At 37.5% G+C, this 25,495-nt stretch carries 13 protein-coding genes and 2 tRNA genes; 11 read left to right on the plus strand and 4 right to left on the minus strand.

Annotated features, from left to right (window positions below; all coding sequences use genetic code 11):
* Positions 1-2: 2 nt before the first annotated feature.
* A complete protein-coding gene (locus tag IPM34_05335) occupies positions 3-2,855 on the minus strand; it encodes a hypothetical protein (GenBank protein MBK8954966.1) in 2,853 nt (950 codons plus the stop codon).
* Positions 2,856-3,722: 867 nt separating this feature from the next.
* Here IPM34_05335 and IPM34_05340 point away from each other — a divergent pair.
* The 11 genes from IPM34_05340 (at position 3,723) to IPM34_05390 (ending at position 24,239) form a co-directional block, all read left to right on the plus strand.
* The gene (locus IPM34_05340; GenBank protein ID MBK8954967.1) at positions 3,723-13,367 is read left to right on the plus strand and encodes a hypothetical protein; all 9,645 of its coding nucleotides are present in this window, start codon (positions 3,723-3,725) and stop codon (positions 13,365-13,367) included.
* 12 nt (positions 13,368-13,379) lie between these two features.
* Positions 13,380-14,348, plus strand: coding sequence for a hypothetical protein (locus IPM34_05345; GenBank protein ID MBK8954968.1), 969 nt, complete (start codon positions 13,380-13,382; stop codon positions 14,346-14,348).
* Between the two features lie 193 nt (positions 14,349-14,541).
* Positions 14,542-14,614 (plus strand) — tRNA-Gly (locus tag IPM34_05350).
* Between the two features lie 188 nt (positions 14,615-14,802).
* Complete coding sequence (locus IPM34_05355; protein MBK8954969.1) at positions 14,803-15,153, plus strand: four helix bundle protein; 351 nt, start codon at positions 14,803-14,805, stop codon at positions 15,151-15,153.
* A gap of 118 nt (positions 15,154-15,271) precedes the next feature.
* A tRNA-Leu gene (locus tag IPM34_05360) sits at positions 15,272-15,357 on the plus strand.
* A gap of 117 nt (positions 15,358-15,474) precedes the next feature.
* Positions 15,475-15,753 carry a helix-turn-helix domain-containing protein gene (locus tag IPM34_05365; protein MBK8954970.1) on the plus strand — a complete coding sequence of 93 codons (279 nt, stop codon included), beginning with the start codon at positions 15,475-15,477 and terminating at the stop codon, positions 15,751-15,753.
* On the plus strand, positions 15,740-15,967 hold the full coding sequence (locus tag IPM34_05370) for a hypothetical protein (GenBank protein MBK8954971.1): 228 nt from the start codon (positions 15,740-15,742) through the stop codon (positions 15,965-15,967). Before IPM34_05365 ends, IPM34_05370 begins: the two co-directional genes overlap by 14 nt.
* Positions 15,968-16,085: 118 nt before the next feature.
* The gene (locus IPM34_05375) at positions 16,086-18,602 is read left to right on the plus strand and encodes a DEAD/DEAH box helicase family protein (protein ID MBK8954972.1); all 2,517 of its coding nucleotides are present in this window, start codon (positions 16,086-16,088) and stop codon (positions 18,600-18,602) included.
* Positions 18,603-18,604: 2 nt separating this feature from the next.
* Positions 18,605-19,354 carry a TIGR02391 family protein gene (locus IPM34_05380; GenBank protein ID MBK8954973.1) on the plus strand — a complete coding sequence of 250 codons (750 nt, stop codon included), beginning with the start codon at positions 18,605-18,607 and terminating at the stop codon, positions 19,352-19,354.
* A 1-nt stretch (position 19,355) separates the two neighbouring features.
* On the plus strand, positions 19,356-21,818 hold the full coding sequence (locus IPM34_05385; GenBank protein ID MBK8954974.1) for an N-6 DNA methylase: 2,463 nt from the start codon (positions 19,356-19,358) through the stop codon (positions 21,816-21,818).
* A 39-nt stretch (positions 21,819-21,857) separates the two neighbouring features.
* The gene (locus IPM34_05390) at positions 21,858-24,239 is read left to right on the plus strand and encodes an AAA family ATPase (GenBank protein MBK8954975.1); all 2,382 of its coding nucleotides are present in this window, start codon (positions 21,858-21,860) and stop codon (positions 24,237-24,239) included.
* A 17-nt stretch (positions 24,240-24,256) separates the two neighbouring features.
* On the opposite strand, the gene IPM34_05395 is transcribed toward IPM34_05390, so the two are convergent.
* From IPM34_05395 to IPM34_05405, 3 genes are all read right to left on the minus strand, one after another.
* The gene (locus IPM34_05395; GenBank protein ID MBK8954976.1) at positions 24,257-24,499 is read right to left on the minus strand and encodes a hypothetical protein; all 243 of its coding nucleotides are present in this window, start codon (positions 24,497-24,499) and stop codon (positions 24,257-24,259) included.
* Between the two features lie 107 nt (positions 24,500-24,606).
* Positions 24,607-25,110, minus strand: a complete 504-nt coding sequence (locus IPM34_05400) for a hypothetical protein (protein MBK8954977.1) — start codon at positions 25,108-25,110, stop codon at positions 24,607-24,609.
* The gene (locus IPM34_05405; GenBank protein MBK8954978.1) at positions 25,107-25,454 is read right to left on the minus strand and encodes a helix-turn-helix transcriptional regulator; all 348 of its coding nucleotides are present in this window, start codon (positions 25,452-25,454) and stop codon (positions 25,107-25,109) included. Before IPM34_05405 ends, IPM34_05400 begins: the two co-directional genes overlap by 4 nt.
* Positions 25,455-25,495 lie beyond the last annotated feature (41 nt).

Raw genomic sequence — 25,495 nt, forward strand, 5'->3', positions numbered from 1 at the left:
TCTCAGGATTTACTCCGGCAAGATCTCCAAGCAAATTTATTGGCATCACCCCATGCCCGGACTTTCTTTGCCAGCATTTGTTCAAATTGATCTTCTGTAAGATTGTTGACCTGATCTACCGACATGGCATCGAGTTCTTTGATCATCTGATCTTCTACACCCTGCAGCATCGATTCCAGTGCTGTTTCGAGATCTTTCTGTTGACCTTCATCCGCAGTATACCACTCCATCTTCCCCTGGACATTAAGCTTGTAACTACTTTGATCTATGCCTCGTCGTTGAGCAGGACAAATACAGATCCCAGAGAGGATCTGGAGGTTCATGCTTTCCAGGAAGGCTTCCGCCTGACCATTTCCAAAACCGTATTTGCTCACGGCCTCCGCAACCATGTTGCTGAAACCCTGGGTATTAATATTGAGGGCATCGGGCTGCGCATCAGAGACAAATGCTTCATCACATTTCTCGCCGGTGTAAGTCATAGCCTCTTTGGTTTCTTCGGTAGCCTTCCGCGCATAATGTACAGAAGTACTGGCTAAGACCGATTTCACATTTCCACCTACGCGCACTGTCAATCCACCATTAGCAGTTGCATAGGTATTTGCCACAAAAGGAAGGTTGAATGCTGCCTCCAGTCCTTTTTCGATGAAGTCTGTCAGATCTTTAATACTAGGAATGTCCACACCAAATAATTTCTCAAGCAACTCTTCAAGACTTGGTAGTTCCATATTGAGCATCTGATCCAGGGAGATCCCCATTTCGTTGAGGAGTCCTCCAAGGGCCTTATCTGCAAGAGCCTGCACTTCAGCCATGACAGCGTCGGAAATTGCGCCTTTAATCTGATCGCGGATATCATCCGTGATGAACTGATTAAAAGAAGTTTTCGCACGGCCACGCGCTTTGAGAATCAGCCATTCTGCAGCTTTCTTTCCAAAATACTTTGTCGTCCGTAAAAAATTGAGTTGGTCCGTATTATTCTCAAGATTTGTATTGCCGGCCATCGCATCGAAAGCCGATGATGATGCGCGTATCCTGATCAATGCCGCACCTGCGACCAAAGCACGGCACGTTTCATCATGCGTGTATTTCATGGAAAAGTCCATGCTACCGGAAGCTTTGGTTTCCAATTGATCTGTCCCCCACACCCATTCCCAGGTACCATCTGGTCTTTTGAAATAAGTTTTAGCGTATGCGGAAGCAAAGCCACCTACATGACCCGCTTTCCAGAAGGAGGTCGAACTCGTAGGATGGCGATTGATGTCATACGATTGAAACGCTTCATTTCCTGTGATCTTTACATTCTTAGCCAAAGAGTCACGCACTGCCTGAATCAATGCCTGACGTTCTTCGGGTGTACCCCATTCAGAGGCGATTTTCATTTCAAGCTGGTAAGGAGGCTTGATCTTCAAATCCATTGCGCCTTCGCAACCTCCGGTCTTTTCGGATATCTCGACCGGCGGTTCCTGATCTTCCGGTTTCACTTTCAAAACTTTAGCTTTCAGTCCTATTGCAGTATATGTAGTCCAAAATTGTTTAATGCCTTTATCCAATTCTTTTTTTTGATCGTCAGGCAGAGAACTAACACTTGTTTGGGTATTCGTTTCGAATTGTGAATAGACGTTTTCAGCAAATTCCTGTTCCTTATATTCATCACCCGAAAAGGCGGAAGTAAATCTCCAGAATGTTTGTTGTACGGAGGATGAATAATTCAGTGATGGATCAGACTCAAACGGATTTTTGTATTCACCAGAAGAAATGACAATAGTTGCGGCATTTTCAGTGAATTCAAGAGCGGAGACTAAAACAGGTGCAATGACTTCGGGCTTTGACTCTGAGGTAATAAAACCATTGACCGGAATGTCGGTACCCGGCCATGTTATAAAAACCGAATCCTGTTCTGTAGATTTTGGTATAAAAATTCCCGAAGTAGTAATGGAAGGGATGGTAGCCGTAGTAAATGACGGCAAAGGAATTCTATCGTTGATGGTGACTGGAACTCCATTACCGGTTTTTTTTGGAATATCGAGATCGCCTACAGGTATCCATTCGCTGACGGGAGGCATGGGTTCACCCGAACCAACAGGAGGAGTTCTTACGTTCGCACAGTAGCCATAAACAGGAATTGTGATCGTGCTTCCGGGGGGTATTGTAACTATCACAATAATTCTACCAATATAAGATTGGTACTTTCCCCAGGAACGAATGTAAAATGTCTGTGGTAAAATATCAACGGAGAAGGGGCTGTTATTGTGTATTTCAAGATCTGCGATATGACCAGTGGTTTGTCCGGTACCCGTAGGCTTGATTTTTAAATTCGGTTTCCTGGGAAGTTCATATCGTTGTGTGAGTGATTTAATTAAGGGTTTATTGTTGTGATGCGGATGTGCTTTGATAAAGCTGTCCAGGATTTTTGCAGGATTCTGTCCGGGATTTTTATTCAATTCCCTTAAAACATGTTGCGACAGTAGATCAGCCAGTGCTTTGGTATCAGGGTTTTTGGAGTACCTCGCAGAATCTCTTAGCTCCCGAAGCAATCGTTCATTGTGCCATTTATTTTGTTGGGCTTGTAAGGTGGAATCAATTTTTTTTTGAGCGGCACCGATCGAATCTAATCTATTTTGAGCGTCATCGATCGAATCTAATCTATAACGAGCTTTGTTCAGTTCAACAGTCGCACCCGGGTCAAGGGGATTTGCATCTTTATATTTTTGAGCATTGGCTAATGCCGTTTGTGCTTTTTCCCGTTCTGATTTTTTAGGTGGTTCGAAGGTAGCTTTACCACCAATTTGTGCAAAGCTGATGGATGAGCAGACCAGAAATGAGATTGAAATGAAAATAGCGCAAACCAAGTTTTTCATGATCATTGATTTATGGTAAGTATCTAAAGATTACGCCAATGCTACGCTGATACAATCCGGTAGAATAATGTCAACGTGTCCGGATGATGATGGGACGCAAAGTTCTGTCAGTTAACTGAGCCATTTACACGATTCAAACACCTTAATACACATTCCGGCGCAGATCCAAAATAATCCGGAAAGGTAAATTTAATGAATGAAAGCGAAGATGTCAAGTCTTTCGTCAATTTATTTTTATTGTTCCTGGCGCATTGGCCTGTAATGTCATTTCTTATATTGAAGATCAATTGACTAAAGGAGTAGCTTTTTTGGAATTAAGTCCAAAATGCCTTTAATGCAGATGTTACAATAAAAGATAAAATATATTGATGAGTGATGGAAAAATTTAATTTATGGATTGTGGAAATTAATTGATTTTAAATAGTATATAATGATCTCATTATGTATGTGAAATTATTTGAATACTCACAAGCCAGAATTAATGATTGCGTATTTATGGAAAAGTATATGTAATAATCTTTATATCAGTTTAAAAAATATATTTTTTAAAATTTCATTAATTGAAAAATTCTGCTTGACTTTGTATGGTTTAATAACCTCTCAGGAGTCGAGGATCTGCTGGTATAATATTTTTTGACACCAGTGATCCAACAACCAAAATGTAAGAATTGAATGAAGCGTGTGCATGCATTTCGTATGCATGTAATTGAACTATCCTCAGGTTCGGCAACTGAAACTCCAGACTTAAATCCATGAATTGACCCGTTTGTCAATATGATGACTGTTGTTTTGTTGCAGCAGTTTCATTTGTTATTTGAATATTTCAGGACGATTGCAAAATATTTTCAACTTAATAAATCAAAACTTATGATCAACTTTCGATTGCTGTTTTCCAGACTCGTTTTGTTATTTCTATTATTTATAGCTAATAACGAACTTAAAGCGCATGAATTTGGCACGAACGACTGGGATGTTAGTTATAATACTTGCGACGGGTATATAGAAGTCAATTTGCTCTATTTTAATAAGGATGGTGTAAATGATTGGATGGACTATATTTATTTCGATTTTAAAAGAACAAACGGAGATTACCAACAGTTTTTTTTCTGGGAACATGAAAGTTACACATGCAATTTGTGTACACTAACTGATGTTACGGATGGTGAAACTTTTCATTATGGATTTAATTACGGGTCGGCTCAAACTACTTGGTCGTATTTTTATGTCTCGGGAAGTGGTGAAGACCTTGTAAAAATGAAAGTAAGATTTTATGGCTTACCGAGCGATTTGATTGGTACAGATATTACGGTAAGAATTAACGGACTTTGGCATGGGGGCGGGGGTGACAGTGATGTGAACATTTCAAATTGGGAAAAATCGGCTAGCAGCACATCTATCAATGCTCCTACAGGTCTTATGGCTACAGTAGACGAACATTGTGATAAAGTCAGAATTTCGTGGACAAATCCTGCAAGCAACCCTTGTTTTGGTGATGATTGGAAAGTCTATGTTTACCGTGATAATGCATATATTGGTAATGGTGGAAAAACAGGATTTTACGATGATTTCGGGGCAGTTAAAGGCACAACTTACAGTTATAAGGTAAGAGCATTGTTTGAGCCTAATGCATATATCGACAATTATTCTGCCTATACAGATCCGCCAATGGATGGTCGGCGCACAGGACCCTTGGATCCTCCTACGAATGTGACCGCATCTACTGATCGATGTGATGGAAAAATATTAGTGCAATGGCAGTGGCCGGGTACTAATCCGGAGAATTTTTTAATAGAGCGAAGTACTTCAGCCAATTCCGGTTTTTCCGTGTTATCCAACACGCTTGCGGGGAGTACCAGGTCATATCTCGATATGAGTTCGGTAAATCCAAATATCAATTATTATTATCGCCTGAAGGCAAAGAATGTATGTGGTGATTGGTCGACAACATATTCTGCCACAATTAATCCCCCGGGAAATGCAGCGGGAATACCAACGGAACCCAGCGGTGTGACTGCAACGGCAGATACCAATAAGATCAAAGTCATGTGGACTGACAATACTTCGATTGAGAATGGTTTCATACTTGAGCGAACATTTTTAGGTGGCGGAGCTGCTTTGCTTATCGAAGTGCCTGCCAATACAACAAGTTACACAGATCTGGATGTGAATCTTTGTGTCACATATACCTACAAAGTCAAAGCAAAGTCACCATGTTATCCTACCGGCAACGGAACACAAAAGGCATCAGCCATGTTGACGCCCATGTTGCAGCATACTTTTGACAGCAATGCGTTACAGGCTTCAAAAGGGTATTTTGCCGATAAAATTCAACTCGAATGGACGAATAACAACAGCAATGTCATCAATAAATTTAAAATTTACAGAAAGATTCTGGGTAGTCCAGACCCTTTTACTCAAATAGCATCTGAAAACAGCGGCACAAATTTATACATCGACCAGTTTTCAGAAGCCGGCGTGCTGTATGAGTATAGAATACAAGCCGAAGGACTTTGCGAAAATACTACGGTCTATTCCAATACATCTGAAGCCATTGGATTCAGAACGAAAACAGGAACGGTTACAGGTCAGGTCACCTATTCAGGAGGTATAGCAGTCAACAATGTAAAAATAACTGCAGAAAATACTTCTGGATTTAATGGTAAAAGTTTGCTTTTCGCCGGTGGCAACCTTTCCATTCCTCATCAGGCAAATTTGGCTATGGGTTCGCAGTTGTTGCTGGAAACCTGGATCAAGCCGACTTCTCATGCAGCCAATTTTATCATCATTGAAAAAGCAAACAGTTATTGTCTAAAATATATTAAGGCTCCCAATCAATATAGATTTACCATTTACGAAGCCGGAGGCGTAACTACAAATTTGAATATTTCGGGTTCAATTATATCATTGAACAATTACAATCACATCGCTGCGCAACTAACAAGTGATAGTATGCAGATATTTGTCAATGGTGTCTGGGCCGCTTCCAAAAAGATTCCCGCGGCATTCCTTCCCGTAGTAGATCTCGATGACCCGGCCGTGGACATTACCATTGGAAATGGCCTACAGGGCAATTTAGATGAATTGAGGATCTGGAATAAATCAAAGTCCATTCAAGGCATGTTACAAGATCATGCACGGCTGATGACCGGTGGTGAGCAAGGATTAATTGTCTATCTGAGAATGAACGAGTGCGTGGGCACTTATGCTTACGACGGTTCGAAAAACGGAAGTTTGTTTAATAAAAATCATGCAGCTTTTAATGGGATGGTCTCCTGGTCTGATGTTGTTCCGTCTGTATCTCAATTGAGTGCATCCGGTTATACCGATGCGGCTGGAAATTACATCATTGTCATTCCTTACAATGGTCCGGGTGAAGTTTTCATTTTAACACCAAGTTATCTGACACATGAATTCAATCCTTCAACGACCGGACTTTTTATTGGCGATGGAGCTTCAGTTCACAACAATGTCAACTTTACAGATAAATCTTCCTTCAGGGTGCAAGGAAGTCTTATCTATAAAGAGACCACTTGTGGTGTTCCGGATGCATTTATTAAAGTGGATGGAGAAATTCTGATTGTAAATGGTGTTGCTGCTAAAACAGATGCGATTGGTGCTTTTGACGTGCAGGTTCCCATTGGAGAACATTTTATTGAAGTTGAGCAGCCCGGGCATGTTTATGCTGTAAAGCGGTTTCCTGCAACCGGTAAATATGATTTTCAGGAAGACCTTGCAGGTATTAGTTTTATCGATTCTACTTTAGTTAAGGTGGTTGGACGTGTTGCAGGGGGTTTAAGAGAGGGAAGTAAGATCCCGGGATTAGGAAAATCAAAAAATAACATTGGTGTTGCAGAGGTCATTTTGAAATCGCAACAAGGAAATGGATGTTCGACGGATACGATTTATACGGATCCTGCAACCGGGGAATACACGGTTTGGCTTCCTCCACTGAGGTATGTACCTTCCGTTAAAATTGTCAATAACCCAGCTATTAATTTTGGAGTGCTCAGCCTTGTTGATCTTTCCGGGACACCCGTTTTATTTACAAAGTACGATACGACTTTTAACACCCAGGGCGGTGTCGTATCCATTGATTCAGTCCAATTCAATAAACAATTGGATTACATTCACAGAGTAAATCCACAAATCGCGGTATATGACCGGGACGGATTGAGTCCGTTTATTGGAGATACAATTTATACACACCACAACCCGGTCACAAATGTTACTACAACAGTGAATTTAAAAACAGATCCGTTCAGGTGGCCGGTATTCCATCAGCAGGCTCCTGATTATTTGTATCGCTGTCTGATAAAAGTATTCGAGTCGTATACCAATTTCGATATGATGCCCAATGTGATCGACAGCGTTCCCACTACTGATGGGACTCTGAAATTCAACAATGAATTATCAGATGTTCCCAATGTTGAAGTTGAGCTTGCAAGTGTGAATACATTGGATACTTTAAAAACTTTGATCTATTCTTTTAAACCTGGATTTCCAAATTTTCTGGAAAACTTATCTATACCTGAATACAGTTATACCCGCAAACTTGAAATCAATCTGGTGACCAGCAACGGAACTGCCATTCCCTGGTTGCCGGTTCCGGTGCCACAGATCCCCGTGGGAGGAGATGCGGTTTACAGAGCATATTTGTTAGGAACGCAATCCAATGGAGCACAATTTGTAACATTTGGACCACAGGTTCCGGAATATATTTTGCGCGATCCTCCAGGTAGTGCCAGCATGGCAACAAGAGAAGTGGGATCTACAAAAACAGAAAAATCAACCTGGAAATGGAATCTAGGAACAGCTGTCCACACCAAAGATGCAATTTTAGTTGGGGCTAAGTTTACAGCAGGATTTGGTGTTCTGATTGAAACAGATATCCAATCCAATATTTCAGCTGGATTTAAAGCAGAAATTGGAGGTGGTACCAATGGGTCACAATCTGTAACCACAACGAACACCCGTGAGTGGTCAACGTATGGTGGTACCGTGATTTCTCCAGGGGCCAATAGCGATTTATATATCGGCAAATCTAAAAATCTACAATTCGGAGTAGCAGAAGAACTGGCGATCATTCCGGATGGACTTTGTACCAATGTCGAGTGTATCGGTGGTATGGCTGCTCAACCCGGCGGAATGTTTTCTTTTGCCAAAAAATATGGATTATCGGTAGTTCCGGGTGGATACGAAACGCAATTCATGTTTAATGAATACGATGTCAAATATCTGATCATTCCAAATCTGTATAAGTTAAGGAATTTGATGCTGCAGACCAACTCCAAGTATATGAGTAAACTGCCGATCGGCCATGAGAATTATGGTAAAAATAATGACGATCCCGCCTTTGGAGCATTAGCCACCAGTACAACGCCGTATACCGGTGATTTTGCCGATCTGGATGGTCCCAGCTATCAATACATGGCTACTACCATTCAGGATACCTTGACAGATTCTGTCAGAATACTCAACCACCAGATCATGTTGTGGGAAAATGCCATCAGATTGAATGAATGGGAAAAAGTAAATATTAATAATCAAACGGCTATTGACAGTTTGAAACAAGTTGAACTTGACAATTTGGATTCTTTATACAGTGGTGTCAAGGCTGCATATATTGCCCTGATAGTAGCCAATGGTATCGGTGGAGTAGTTGTTGCTTATGGATTGATCGCAACCCCGGTTCCCGGAGTCGCCTTTGCAGGTTACATTACGTTTGCAGTCATGACGGGTACCGGTATTGCCCTGGCGGAATTGTTTGAGGAATATCAAACTTATTTGGCTAAAAAACAAAGGATAGAAGAGAAGTTTGCTGCGATGGGAGCGTCCACCAATTATACCTTGAGTGGCGGAACCAATATAAAATCTTCCATGAGTCATCAAACAGCAAGTGCCTACAACGGTACCTTGGAGTATGCCATGACTGCAAATTTCCTGGCTGAAGTAGAAGGCAAAGTCAGCAACAATGGTGTAAAATTTGAGAAAGGAGTTGAAATGAAATTTACCAGTGGCAGAGAATGGGGCCAGGAAGAAGATTCTACAGAAACGGTAAGTTTTGAATTGAACGATCCTGATATTGGCGATTTATTTTCTGTAGATGTTTATCCATCGTTGCTGGGTTGGGGACCTGTGTTTAAAGTAAAACCCGGCGGACAAACATCTTGTCCGCACGAAGCTGCTACACTCACAGAATATTACAATCCGGGTACGGAAATTAGCGCCAGAACTTTGCAAATTGATAAACCAACAATCAGTGCAAGTCCAACCATTCAAACCAATATACCGGTAGATGAAGCCGCAGTATTCAATCTTACCCTGGGTAATGAATCAGAAAACGGATTCATCATGGGATATACTTTGGATGTCGTAGGTGCAAGCAATCCATTTGGAGCCATTGTATTGATAGATGGATTTCCTTTGCAGAATTTAGTCATACCTGCTGGAACAGCCATAAACAAAGTTCTTACAATCGAGAAAGGCCCGGGTCCTGTGTATAACTATGATAATATTTTAGTCACGATACATTCTCAATGTCAGTATACCGGTGGTGCCGGGTTTAATACAGATATCGTGGATTCGGTTTATTTATCGGCGCACTTTTTACCGACCTGTTCCAAAACAGCCATGGCATTGCCGGAAGATCAATGGGTGCTCAACAATTCATTTCATGATACGATGCCGGTAGCTATAATAGATTACAACATCAACTTTTTTGATCTGGAAAATATCCGGTTGGATTACAAACCATCGAGTTCGCCGAACTGGATCGCTATAGAAACATTTCATAAGGATACGAGTGGTTTGAATGATCCATCAGCGAAACCCATTCCGCAAAACACACCATTTACTTTGTATGACTGGGATGTATCGCAACTCACCGATGGAGCTTACGATCTCAGGATTGTCTCCAATTGTGAACTTGCCGAAAAAGCTTCGGCAACGCATTCCGGAGTTATTGACAGGATCAACCCACATGCATTTGGACATCCGTCTCCTGCTGATGGAATCTTATCGCCTAATGATGAGATCTCTATTAAGTTCAATGAGCCCATTGATCTGGGATCCATCAATCCCGCCATTCATTTTGATATCCGGGGAGTCACGAACGGAACCGATGTGGATCATTCGACGTCGTTGTCATTTGATGGAGTTGATGATTGTCTCAGTATAAATGGAGGAATACCTTTAGACAACAGAGATTTTACCATTGAATTATCTATCAAAAGAGATGGCTTGGGTCAGATGGTCATATTCTCACAAGGTGTGGATGTGAATGAAAGGATCTCACTTTCATTTGATGCGAATAATAAATTGGTTTTTACCATCAATAATTCAACGGTAACGTCTACAACTGCAATTACAGATAACAACTGGCATTTTATTGCATTGAGTTATAATTATAAAACAGAAACAGCTCAAATGTATTTGGCTGATGCGGTAACCACAGCTACAGTTATCAACAATGGAGCCACGAGCATACTTGCCAAGTATACCGGTAACAGTCATGCAATGATTGGAAAAAACACGGTGACTACACAAGCTGCATATCCATTTAAAGGAAATATACATGAACTGAGGATCTGGAATCGCGCAAGGACATTATCCGAATTTTCTGTGTTCAAATCAAAACTGCTTACAGGAACGGAAGCCGGATTGTTGCATAACTGGCGTATGGATGAAGCCTTTGGAAATTTAGCGATCGAACATCTGAAACGCAGAGATGCGTTGATCACGGGTGCTACCTGGCAAATTACCCCCAGTGGCTCTGCGGCTAATTTTTCACCTGCAAATGCGCATTTAAAAGTCAATACGCAAAATATTGCAATTACCGACGATATGGATTTTACACTGGAATTTTGGTTCAGGTCTAGCAATTCAAATCAAACGGTATGTTTGTTTTCAAATGGAACCGGCAACGGACTTCAATCCGATTCATTGATATCGTGGAATATAATTAAAGATCCTGCCGGAATACTAAGAGTTCAACATAATAAATTGGACCTGCCACTGACGACTAAAAATTATTTTGATGGTAGCTGGCATCACTTTGCACTGGTCATGCATCGCGTTGGTAATTTATCCACTTACATCGATGGAGAATTTGAATCTTCATATCTGGCGACAAATTTCCGTCAGCTGAGTGGAGCCAACATGTATATCGGCGCGCGTGGATACACCATTGCACAATCGGAGACGATCGGAAATTATTACAAAGGCCGGATCGATGAATTCAGATTCTGGAATCTTGCGCGGATGGTAGAGCAGATCAAGCGCGATAAACAAAACAGGATGATGGGTGATGAGTTGGGACTGGAGTTGTATTTACCTTTTGAAGCATATTCTGAAGATCCATCAGGAATTCCTATTCTGACTCCGACTTTTACAGATCAGGCAGCAGTGCCTCATGCAGTCACACCGAATACAACAAATTTAGCAAATAATACACCGACCATAAAAATTCAAAGGCCAGTACAGCAAATTGCATTTGATTTTTCAGTCAACAACGATCAGATTATTTTGACCCCAACGACGGCTCCGGAGTTGATCGAGAACGTGACTTTGGATATTACGGTAGAGGGGATCAAAGACCTTCATGGAAACGTAATGGAGTCGCCGGTGACCTGGATAGCTTATATTGATAAAAATCAGGTGGTTTGGCAGGATCAGTTGTTCAATTTTTCCATTTTAAAAGGGGAATCACTGGAATTTAATTCTGCCATTTTAAACAGAGGTGGAGCAGTGAAAAAATTTGACATCGTAGATATTCCGTCCTGGTTGACGGTCACTCCCACAACCGGATCGATTGCACCGAACAGCATCGTCCCGGTTACATTTAAAGTAGATCCGAATATCAATTTGGGGCAATACAACATCAATGTTGGTCTGCTTACCGATTTTAATTACAAAGAAAAATTAGCCATTGACCTGAATGTAAAAGCGAAGGATCCCGACTGGGTTGTTGATCCGACAGTTTATGAACACAACATGACGATCATCGGACAAGTTAAGATCAACGGAGTGTTTTCTGCAGATGTCAATGATAAGTTGGTAGCATTTGTTGGACAGCAGGTGAGAGGGGTTGCCCATGTGGAATACGTGCCACAAATTGCAGGTTATAGGGTGTTTTTGAATGTATATAGCAATACCGCTACTGGCGAAGCCCTTACATTCAGAGTGTGGGATGCCAGTGCTGGAAAGATCTATACGGATGTTACGGTTGTTCCTGCGAATCTCACATTTGATGCATCTGCATTAGTAGGTACATTAATTGATCCAAAGATATTCCAGACCAATGCTAATGTTTCTTACGAGTTTCCATTGAAGAAAGGCTGGAGCTGGTTGAGCTTCTTTTTAAACAATCCGGTACCGACCGATTTGAATAATATTCTGGCTTCTGTTTCACAAACGGGAGCGCAGATTAAAAACCGCGACCAATTTGCAAATTTCAGTTTAGGGGTTTGGAGTGGTTCTTTGAATTCCGGGGCTAGCCCTTACGGAATCAAACCCGAATCGATGTACAAATTGAATTTAGCATCAAGCAACGACACGCTGGTATTAAAAGGTACGGTGGTGAATCCAACCCTGGTTAAAATGAATTTATCGAACGGATGGACGTGGATTGGATTTATATCAATCAGACAACAATCGGTAACTCAGGCGTTGGGAGGTTTGAACGCATCGATCGGAGATCTGATCAAAGGCAAGACCAATTTTGCAGTGTACAACGGACCATCTCTGGGCTGGATCGGAAGTTTGAAGACCATGATACCCGGAGAAGGATACATGTACAAATCCAATGGCATCAAATCATTTTATTATCCGATCGCAGGTATGTTTGATAATTTCACAGACCTGACCGTCAGGACAGACGAAGATGCATATTGGGAAGTGGAACACGGTGTATTCAATTCAAACATGACCATCATAGGAGAGTTGAAGCATCCTTGCAAGGAAGAATTTTCGGATGGCAGATATGGAATCGGATTAAAAGATGCATCTGGTCATTGGAGAGGAAAAGCTCCTTTTGAAGAATTGCAGTCGAAAGATTATGGATTCCTAACTGTTGCCGGAGATGATCAGGAGATGTTGGACGTTTATCTGATTGACCGCAAAACAGATGTCGAATACAAACTGGATTTGAAAATCCCATTTGAAGTGAATGCATCACTGGGAGAAATGGATTATCCGTTTGAGTTTAAGATTCCGCAAAGCATATGCGAAAAATTATCGACAGAGGAAAATGAAGATCGATTTGTGGTTTATCCTCATGTGTTTGAAGATGTAATCAATGTTGAATACAATGCAACAATTGACGATCCAAATGCAATATTGAAGATCACGAATATGGATGGAAAGGCCATCTTTTTGAAGCAAGTTGCCATTCACAAAGGGTTTAACCATCACAAGTTAGATCTGAAGAAGTTGAATTTACCGCCTGCTGCATATGTGATTGAACTGATCAGCGCAGATAAGCACAAGAGCCAGAAGATTTTTAGAGCATATTAATTGATTAAGGGAATGCAATTCATAGATTGTAAGAAAGGTATCATGGTGATTCTGATTCTCGGGATCACCATGATCGTTTTTGGACAACCGAACTGGACTGTCGATCCTGCCAAGTATGAGTTTACGATGACCTTAACCGGGATTGGAATCATACAATGTAAAGAGACCAATGACAAACGGGATATGATCGCGGCATTTGTAGGAGAGGAAGTGAGAGGCGTACAATTTTTCGATGGAGAAAACAACGGGAGGAATTATGCTTATTTAACCATATACGACAGCGTATTTTCGGGTAGTCAGGTGAAATTCAAATTGTATGATGCATCCCAGGATAGAATTCTGGATGTATGGCCTCAAATTGTTTTTTTAGAGAACCAGAACATTGGCAATGATTTGGACCCGTTTATTCTTGAAACAAGTGCTGATACAATACTAACATTTGTAAGCAACGAACGATTACTTTGGTCGGCTAATGTTGGGGATACCATTGCAGAAGTATTTAGTCTCAATCAGGAAGGAGATACAATTAATTGTGAGTATCAATTTGTGAATGATTCGTTGGGAGAACACAATTCGTTTTTTATGCTCGAGGAGAATTATCTGATCCTGAACAAGAAACTTGAACAGGGGCAAGGTTACGATAAATTAAAATTACACATTTCAGGCATTTCAAAATATGGATGTAAAACGGAACAGCAATTAATTTTACCCATTTTTGAAACTGTAAATAATCGGGATGAGGAATATAATCGAATGGAAGACCTTATCGTTTATCCAAATCCGACCAGCGGTTATTTATGTATTGACCCGGATTTACATCTTGATGAACTCCAGCTGATCAACCCGATCAATGGGAAAATCCACATTCTGAATTTAAACGCAAAGAACTCAGTTGATGTAAGTGATTTTCCTTCACAAATGTATTATCTGGTTGGCCGGAAGGGTGGGGTGGTTTTCAGGGAAGCGCTTATAAAATTATAAAAAGGAATATAATTATGGAATTAAAAGGTATTTAGGCCAGGGATTTGTAATAAACACAAATTGAGGTCATATTTTGATTATTTTTCAAATCGGTTTGTATATTTGCACTCCCTTAGAAAGGGGTAATTTTACAGATTATTCAAAGGAATTAATCTTTATAAACTATTCATTATTAATTATTTATGTAATAATTGCGGGAGTAGCTCAGTTGGTAGAGCACAACCTTGCCAAGGTTGGGGTCGCGGGTTCGAGTCTCGTCTCCCGCTCAATTCAGTAGTAAGAAGTTAGGAGTCAATGGTTAGCAAAATGCTGAAATTGGCTGTTGTTAATCTTTATAGGTTAGGCCACAAGAATAAGTTTTCAATCAGTTTTATAGAATTCTGAAATAAATAGGTCTTAAGACAGGGTTGGAGAATACATTTCAATAATCTACGAAAAGGAAAGTGGTTACCTTATGTTCAACGATAAGTACCGAATCCGAGCTTTCGAGTTTGCAATCAATGTCATTGAAATATTGAGGCAAATTCCTGATAATCAGGAAACTAAGATTTTAAAAAATCAATTAATAAGATCTTCTACTTCAATCGCTTCCAATTTCCGAGCTGCTTGCGTAAGTAGATCTGATAAAGAATGGTATTCTAAGATAAATATTGTGATTGAAGAAGCTGATGAAACCTTATTCTGGCTTGAATTATTTGAAAGATTATATTTAAATCAGAAGGAAAAGCTAATTATGTTAAGTTCGGAAGCAAATGAGCTCCTTAAAATTTTTTCAAAAGCAAGAGGCAAACTTGGTTCCAAATAATATCTTTGAGTCTTCAACTATTGCATAGGCAATAAAAATTAAGTTAGAGGGGCATTAGTTCTGTTTTCTGAAGATAATTTTATGTAATTACTAATTACTGACTTCTAACGACTATCAGGCCCAGGTGGTGGAATTGGTAGACACGCAGGACTTAAAATCCTGTGGCCAGTGATGGCCGTGCGGGTTCAAGTCCCGCCCCGGGTACTAGGTTCGGAGAAATCCGGACCTTTTTAATTTTAGCTGGGTTAAACATAGGTCAAACAAATTTTGCCTTTTATTTCAATGATTCATCATTATAGTAAAGTTTAGTAATTTTGAATCATGGAAGTCATTTGCCTTGAAGATGAAGCGTTTTATGCTCTTATAGATAAGGTAGTAGCCAAAGTCAAGGAGAAACAAGGCATAAAACAGGACAAATGGATATCGCCTGAAGAGGCTATGTCAAAGCTCCGGATTAAGTCTAAAACTACCCTTCAAAAGTTAAGAGACGAAGGTAAAATTCGGTTTTCTCAACCTGAGAAAAAGATCATTCTCTATGATCTGGACTCCATCAATTCTTATCTGGAAAAAAACGCAAACCAAATCTATGATGGAAATTAATGAAAAACTATTCATAAAAGGATTTAATGACGGTTATATCCTTGCCAACCATGAACCCAAACTCCTTGATGCAATTCTGCATAATATCAGCCCAACCAATTCTTATATTAATGGCCTAAGTTCCGGACAAAAGGAATTTGAATTAGAAACAAATGTCCATGATCTCGCCAAGCTGAGGCAGTCCAGAAATCAAGACAGAGATTTGGAGCTTTAATTAAATCCAAAATACCTACTTCAACTATTTTCCTTTAAATTTCCATATATTTAAGCCTATTGTTATAAAGCACTAATTGAGCTATTATAAGTAAATATAAAAAGGTTATTATAAACAAATGTCCAATCAAAAGGAAGCCAAAGCAAGAATCAAAATCAATAAACTCCTCGAAGATGCAGGATGGAGATTTTTTGATTTAGATAATATGCAAGCTAATATCGCACTTGAGACGAATGTTAAATTGTCAAAGAAAGCTACTGATGAATTTGGTGATGATTTTGAATCGATTAAAAAGGGATTTATAGATTTTCTGCTTTTAGATGATAAAGGTTTTCCTCTAGTTGTTTTAGAGGCAAAGAAAGAAGAAAAGAATCCGCTTGACGGGAAAGAACAAGCGAGAAGATATGCACAATCTCAAAATGTAAGATTTGTAATTCTGTCTAATGGAAATCTCCATTATTTCTGGGATTTGGAACGAGGTGATCCGGAAATCATTACTGAATTTCCTACGCAAGAATCATTAAAACATCGGCAAGGATTTACACCTAACAATCAAAGACTGACTGAAGAAAAAGTTGGAGAAGATTATATTGCATTAACACAGAATCCAAATTTTAAAAATGATCCCCGATATCAAAACGAAGAAACAAGAGAGCAATATCTCTGGGATGAGAATTTGAGAATACTTCGACCTTATCAATTAAGGGCCATTCATGCTTTACAAAAATCTGCTGGAGAAGGAAAAGATCGTTTCCTTTTTGAAATGGCAACTGGAACTGGGAAAACTTTAATTTCAGCTGGAGTTATTAAATTGTTCTTGCGCACCGGCAATTCAAAACGAATTTTATTCCTAGTTGATCGTCTTGAACTTGAAGATCAGGCACATAAGAATTTTGTTCGCTATCTAAGCAATGACTTTTCTTCTGTAATTTACAAACAAAATCGAGATGATTGGAAGAAAGCAGAAGTTGTAATATCAACAGTCCAGAGTTTATCCGCTCAAAATAAATACAAAAAACTATTTTCGCCGACCGACTTTGATTTAATCATTGCTGACGAATCCCATAGGGCCATTGGAGGAAACGCCAGAGCTGTCTTTGAATATTTTGTAGGTTATAAATTAGGCCTTACGGCAACACCTAAAGACTATCTAAAAAATGTTGAGCCTGAAAAATTATCTCAGAAAGATCCTCGTGCTTGGGAGCGTCGTCAACTCATGGATACCTACACAACCTTTGGTTGTAAAAACGGAGATCCTACATTCCGTTTTACATTGTTGGATGGCGTTAGAGATGGCTTCTTAATAAATCCAATTGTTTCTGATGCACGAACTGATATCACCACTGAACTACTTTCCGAAAAAGGATATGCCATAATGGTAGACAATGACGAAGGTGGTGAAAGTGAAGAAACATTTTTTCAAAAAGATTTTGAAAAGAAATTCTTTTCTGAAAAGACAAATACCGTTTTTTGTCAAACCTTTATTGAAAATGCACTGAGAGATCCTATAAGTGGAGAAATTGGAAAAAGTATTGTATTTTGTGTTAGCCAGAAACATGCATCCAAGATCACACAAATTCTAAATCAATTGGCAACACAGATATGGCCGGACAAATACAATTCTGATTTTGCTTTACAGATCACTTCAAACATTTCGGATGCTCAACAATTCACAATCAATTTTGCCAATAACAATTTGAACGGACATACTCGTTTTCTTGAAAATTATAAATCCACCAAAACCAGAGTTTGCGTCACCGTAGGAATGATGACGACAGGATATGATTGCGAGGATATTCTAAACCTTGCTTTGATGCGACCTATTTTTTCGCCCACTGATTTTATACAGATAAAAGGTAGAGGTACTCGCAAGCATGCTTTTGAATATACCGATGAATACGGAGAAAAACATAAGACTACAAAACAAAACTTTAAATTCTTTGACTTCTTTGCCAACTGTGAATATTTTGAAGAAAAGTTTGACTATGATGAAATTCTAAAACTACCAATTAAACAAAAGAGTGGAAGTGGAGATGGTCTAGATGGAATTGATATTGATCAGATTGAGGTCTTTGATCCGGACAAAGTTAAGACCATTACGGAAACGCATATTGGTATTGAAGGAATGAAAGTGGATCGTAAGCTATTTGAAAAGGCTCGTGATGAGTTGCAAAAGGATTCTGATGTAAAATCAGCTATTGAGAACGAACAATGGGATAAAGCCATTCAAATAGTTCGAGATAAGTATGAAGATAAGCCTCAGTTATACCTCAATCTTGACAAAATCCGTAAATCAGAAAATCTTGATAGACGCATTACATGGCGTGAGTTTTTGGAACGTGCATTTGGATTGATTGATGTATTTAAGTCTAAAGATGATAAACTAGAAGATGAGTGTGATAAGTTCATTTCTATTTACAAACCGGAGAGTAAATACGTGCCACACATTAAAAACTACTTGAAGGCTTATGTAGCAGATGAAAAGTTCAGGCAGATTATAAACAATAAGCATTTTGCAGAATTAAATGTTTATGGTGGATTCACAATGGCTGAATTTAAAGCCTTAAATGGATGGCGAGAAACAATTCCCGAATATGTAAAGGATTATGTGCCTATTAATCAGTATATCCAATAATTATGGCAAATTTAACTACACTTGAAATACAAATCCTTGAGAAAACATTCCAAATGAGTGGAGGATATGTTATTAATTTCACAGATAGAATTTTTAAAGAATTTTTTCAAGATGATATTGGAATAGATATATACGATTCAAAATATGATTATGGTAGTGGCTCAAAGGCTAATCGAATTAGAGGTTTTTGGTATAAAGCTGATGATAAGATAGTAGGTGTTAGCATTTTGAAGCTAGTTGATTATATCGAGAATCAAATTAATTTAGGTGTATTAGAGAAAGCTCACTTCCCGAATGAGATTCTTTCGAAGGCAAAGGAAATTGGTGAGAAATTAACAGATTATAAAATTAAAATTGAAAGCCAATCGCAAGCTAGTTTTATAGATGGTAATATTACTATCAAACTCCAGAAGGAAATATTCGACCATGTTCAGAATTTAATAAACGATGGTCATTATTTTAATGCCATCGAAGAATCTTACAAAATTGTTAGGCAGAAACTTAAGGACATCACAGGAAAAGAACGTGCACATGAAGCTTTTAAAGAATCAAACTACGAAAATATATTTGGTAGACAACCAAAAGATGAAGTAGAAAGAGACTTCTTTGAAGGTGTAAAATTTCTTCATATGTCTATTCAGTATTTAAGGAATGAAAAGGCACATACTCCTGCTGTAAATCTAGACAAAAATTTAGCAATTCATTACATATCGCTTGCTAGCTTGGCATTTGATTTAATTAATAGAAATTAAAATGTTAGACCAAAATACAAAAAGAAAAATAGATTCAGTCCGCCAAATTCTTGTTGGCAAAGTGCCTGACCCTAAGGCGCAAGTTGAGCAAATTACCATTGCGCTCATCTATAAGTTTATGGATGATATGGATAAAGAATCACAAGAGTTAGGTGGAGATGCAAAGTTTTTTGCAAATGGCTTTTCCAAATATGCTTGGACAAAGTTAATGGATCAGAAATTATCGGGACAAGAACGTCTGGATCTCTATACGCAATCTATTTCGTCATTATCCAGAAATCAGAATATCCCACAATTATTCAGAGATATATTTAAAGGTGCATTTTTACCATACAATGATCCAAGGACTCTTTCGCTTTTCCTAAAAGAGATAAATGAGTTTGAATATGAACACAGCGAAGACCTAGGCGATGCATTCGAGTACTTATTATCTGTGTTGGGTAGTCAGGGTGATGCCGGTCAATTTCGGACTCCTCGTCATATCATAGACTTTATGGTGGCAGTAATGGACCCTAAGAAGAATGAAAAAATTCTTGATCCCGCCTGTGGAACAGCAGGGTTTCTGATTTCAGCATATAAACATATTTTAAAGGCAAATAAAGATAAGCCCCTTTCTCCCGATGAAAAATTAAAGTTGATGAATAACCTGACCGGGTATGACATATCTCCTGATATGGTGAAGTTGGCTTTAGTTAATATGTATTTACACGGATTTCCGGAACCCAAAATTCATGAATACGACACACTTTCAGATGAGAAACGCTGGGATGAAAATGCAGATGTAATTCTCGCCAATCCACCATTTATGACACCTAAAGGCGGAATCCAGCCTCATAAGCGCTTTTCTGTTCAGTCTAACCGTAGCGAAGTGCTATTCGTGGATTATATGGCAGAGCATCTTACTATCAATGGCCGTGCAGGCATCATAGTTCCTGAGGGTATTATTTTTCAATCAGCCGGAGCATATAAACAATTGAGAAAATATCTCATTGAAAATAATTATTTGTATGCAGTTGTTTCTCTCCCTGCCGGAGTATTTAATCCATATTCCGGTGTAAAAACTTCAATTCTATTTTTAGATCGTGAGCTTGCAAAGAAGACGAATAATATTCTTTTCATAAAAGTAGAGGCTGATGGATTAGATCTAGGCGCACAGCGTAGAGAGATTGAAAAAAATGATTTACCAGAAGTCTTAAAAACTTTGAAGAATTATAAAATAGTATTGCAAAGTAATAAAGAGTTTTCCATTGAAAATGAAAATGTTCTATTGGTTGAAATCAATAAAATCAAAGAAAAAGATGATTACAATCTTTCAATAGATCGTTATCGTGAAAATGGGAAAGCAAAACAAAGCCATTTTGAAATGGTGAGACTTGGAGATATTGCTGAAGTTATCTCAGGTCAATCACCAGAAAGTGAATTTTATAATGATAAGAAAAATGGGATGCCTTTTTATCAAGGCAGAACAGAATTTGGAGATATATTTATTGGCGAGCCAAAGACATGGACAACTAAAATCACGAAAATTGCATTGAAAAATGACATTTTAATGTCTGTGCGGGCACCCGTTGGGCCAGTTAATATAGCAACCCAAGAAATATGTATTGGCCGTGGCCTTGCTTCAATTAGACCAAAAGAGCGAATCCTATTAAGATTTCTTTTTACTTATTTACAAAGTATTCAAGGAAATATCAAAGGCAATGGTGGAGCAGTATTTGATAGTATAAATAGAGATCAAATAATGGATTTACAAATTCCACTTCCTCCAATCGAAATCCAGCAACAAATAGTTTCAAGAATAGAAAAATATCAAGCCATCATCAATGGAGCTAAACAGGTAGTAGATAACTATAAGCCGGAAATTGAAATTAGGGAGGATTGGGAAATGGTGGAGTTAGGAAGTGTTTGTGAGATAACTTCAAGTAAAAGAATTTTCCAAGAGGAATATGTTAATTCGGGTGTGCCATTTTATAGAACTAAAGAAATTGTAGAATTAAGCAATGAAAAAGAAATCAGTCTAGAAATTTTTATATCAAAGGAGAGATACACAGAGCTAAAGTCTAAGTTTGATATTCCAAAGAAAGGAGAATTGCTCATTTCGGCGGTTGGTACAATTGGCATTATTTGGGTTATTCCTGATGATAGAGAGTTCTACTTTAAAGATGGAAACTTAATTTGGATAAAAGAATTAAAAAACATTGATCCTATTTTCTTGAAACTTGTTCTTGAAAATGAATTGGCCAGTAAATTTAAAGAGCTTACCAATGGAGTGGCCTATAATGCTTTAACTATTATCAAATTAAAGCAACTCCAAATTCCTTTTCCAGCACTTTCAGAACAGAATGATATCATTTCAAAGATAGAACAAGAGCAAGCTCTAGTTAATGGCAATAAAAAACTAATTTCCTTTTACGAACAGAAAATTAAAGATGAAATAAATAAGCTGTGGATGTCGAGTTCATAAATTAATTCTTATTTGAAATAAATTTAAATCTTAAAAGCTGTGTCAATTATTAAGCAAGTATCCAAACTCAAGAAATTCGGAATATTTGATAACTTTAATTGGAATTCCGATCTACCCGAATTTAAAAAATTCAACTTAATCTATGGTTGGAATAGAAGTGGCAAAACCACATTATCCAGAATATTCGCAAGTTGTGAAAAGAAATCTGTTTATGACAAGGAAAAATTCAAGCAATTTCCAGAACATGGAGAATTTGAAATTAAAACAGATGATGGGTCAGTAATAAAGAGTTTGGATATTGCAACTTCTAACTTAAAGGTTAAAGTTTTCAATCAGGATTTTATAGATGGTAATATCTCTTTTGATCCATCCAATTCATGTACTCCCATTGTATTTGTAAGTGAAGAAGATATTGAAAATAAAAAGAAGTTGGATCAATTGCGAAATGATAAAATGGCACTTGATAAGACTTATGAGTTGTTAAAAAAAGATAAACTCAGCAAAGAGGATACTAAAAGTATATTTTTGACGGACTTAGGGCGTGAAATTTCAAACGCTCTTTTTGATAAAACATATAATAAAACAAAGGCTGAAAGCAAAATTAATGCAATTGGTTTTAACAACTTTACGGATAAGATACTTTCAATGGATGCTAAGATTGAATATGAGTCAGTTAGTAAAAGTAATGCTGGCAAACCTCAATCTACTCTTGCAGAATATAAATTGTCAATTGTATTTGAAGACGAAACCATTGAGAGCTTTCAAAAAATCTATGAGAATATTACAAAATTGCTAGGTAAAAAAGTAATTTCAGATTCTATTGACAGGCTAAAAGACGACCAAAGCTTGAATAGCTGGGTAAAACAAGGATTTGAACTTCATAAATCTAAAAATGAGAAGCACAATTGTCTTTTTTGTAGTAATCCAATTGATGCTGAATTTTTAAATACTCTTTCGGGGCATTTTAGCAAAGACTATGAGGATTTACAAAGCGCAATTGTAATATTTAAAAATGAAATTAATAAAATAAAATTGAGTAATGAAGGCTTGTATTTACTATCAACAAAGGCGGAATTATATCCGGATCTACAAGGCAAATTTGAAGAACAATCACTAAAACTTGAAGAAATTATAGATAAAACGAATACATGGATAGAAACAGCAATCTCGAAACTAAACGAAAAGTATAATAGCACTTTGATTATCATTTCAAATCCGGATAAACCAGAAGAATATTTTGTAAAGTATAACAGTGTTATAAAAGAACTGAATAAAATCATAGAGAAACACAACGACAAAATTCAAAATCATTCTAAAGAGGTATCGAATTCTAAAGAAAAAATCGAATTGCATTTAATAGCAACAGCATTAAAATCAAGAGATTACCCAAAAATGATATCGGAATTTGAGGATTCTGCAAAAATTGAAAAGCAGACTTTACAAGCGGTCAATAAACTGAATATGGAAATTGCTGAACTGGAGAAACAAACTTCAAATATAGGCAAGGCTATTAGGCAAATTAATAAGCATTTGAAAGAGTTTTTTGGTAAAGAAGAGATTTTGTTAGAATTAGATAAGGATAAAAAAGGTTATATCATAAATAGAGAAGGAGATCAAGCAATAAACTTAAGTGAAGGCGAGAAAACAGCAATTGCTTTTTCTTATTTTTTGGTTAAGGTTGGAGAAAATGATAGCAAGAGTAATGAACAAATTGTTTTTATTGATGATCCTATTTCAAGTTTTGATTCGAATTTTATTTTTCATTGCTTTTCATTGATTAAAAATCATTTCACCAATGTTGGACAACTTTTTATTTCCACTCATAATTTTCAACTATTTAATTTGGTAAAAGATTGGTTTGTAAGAAAGAATAAAGGAATTGAAGATGATAATAAGGATCGATTAATTAATGGAAAGCCAGTAAAGGAGATTAATTGTGAGTTTTATATGATAAAACCAATACTTAATGAAAGTACTCGAAAGTCTAAATTTACAATACTGGATTCTACATTAAGAGACTATAAATCGGAATATTCATTTTTATTTTCCTTACTGAATGAATTTAGTAAGAAGAGCGAAGAACCTACATTTGAAGAAATTTACAATATTGCCAATATCGGAAGAAGGTTTTTTGAGATTTACGCAGATTTTAAAGTGCCAACCAATAAAATTGAATCAAAAGATAAGATTGACAGAATCGTTGCAGAAATTAACAAGTTGAAGGAAAACGAAGACGAAAAAATTTCGAAAGTCGATTGTGATAAAGTCTTCTGGCTAATAAACTGGTTCTCGCATAATTCAGACCCAACAAGTGCTATTGAACATAAGGATAAAAGTGAGAGTAAAGATGCAATTAAAATTTTATTAAAAATCGTCAAAGAATCTGACCCTAAACACTTTGAAATACTATTAAAATCCTAATTTTACTTAGAATATAGTTATTTGCCAAAAGTTCCAAGAAATGTCGCAAGTTCACTCCATGCAATGATTCTATCAATGATCTCTTCATCACTTATACTATCATCTATAAATGGATTGTATTTCTTCCATTTTCGACTTATGGAATCAAAGTACGCGATATAATTGAATGTAAAGGTTGTGTTCTTGTATGGTCTCTCGATGCTGGTTAAGTAAACACCAGATTCACTCGGAATAAAGTCAGGATAATCTTTCCAATTCATAACTATTTTTTTATAAAGATAGTTAATGATTTTGAATTCGTCTTAATAAACATGGAAAATCAATAACAACAAACTAAAATCAATAAATTTATTTCAATCAAAATGGGTTAATCTTTTAACCAATAGTAGGTTAAAGCTGACGACAACGCATCAAACACTCCCATATTCCTATCCTCACTTGTCCATAGTTTTCGTTCTCTAGGTCGTCTAGTTTCAAGCTGTTTGAATTCTGTAAGTAGCCATTGAGATATTTCGTATTTGGTAATGACTCCAAAATTTTCAAACACATACCGAATTTGATCTCTTGAAATATGAGCGACTTGAAAGTTTTCTTGGTTTGCATATGCTGTGATTTTGGAAATGAGCTTTTTAATACGATTACCAGTTCTTGAGGATTTGCCTTCTGGATCTAGAAGAACAACTATGGAAGGTTTAAAATAATTCAGCGACTTCTTTATTTTATCTAGTGTCCGGAAATTGCAAATAGGATTAATCCTGACAATACCAAAGTCCAAAAGCATTCTTGGCCCGTTCATATAAACGAAACTGAATCCTTGTGCATTGGGATATATGGCATATACGATTTTTGATTTTTCTTGTGGTGTATTCATGGTTTTATATTGGTTAATCTAATAATTACTTGTTCAAGGAATTTAATTCTTAGGGTGTTCTTTAATGTTATTTGATTTTCTTTTTTTAGTTCTTGGATTAAGTCTTTTATTCTTTGAATCAGAGTGAATCTAATACTCTCGGATTCCTGTTCATAAAATGATTCAATAGGGACATCAAAAAGGTGATGGTATGTTAGGAGTAGTTCAGTGGTAGGTGATCTAAGTCCTTTCTCATATCTGGAAATGTTTGAGTAATCCGGAAGATTTAGAAGATAGGCAATATCTTCCTGGACTAATCCGGATCTCTTTCGATAAACTCTTAAATAATTTGGTGGTGAAGACATAAATTAAAATGGGCACCAGGTATGTATTCCCTGATGCCCTA

The sequence above is a fragment of the Saprospiraceae bacterium genome, from assembly GCA_016716185.1.
Taxonomy (GTDB): domain Bacteria; phylum Bacteroidota; class Bacteroidia; order Chitinophagales; family Saprospiraceae; genus Vicinibacter.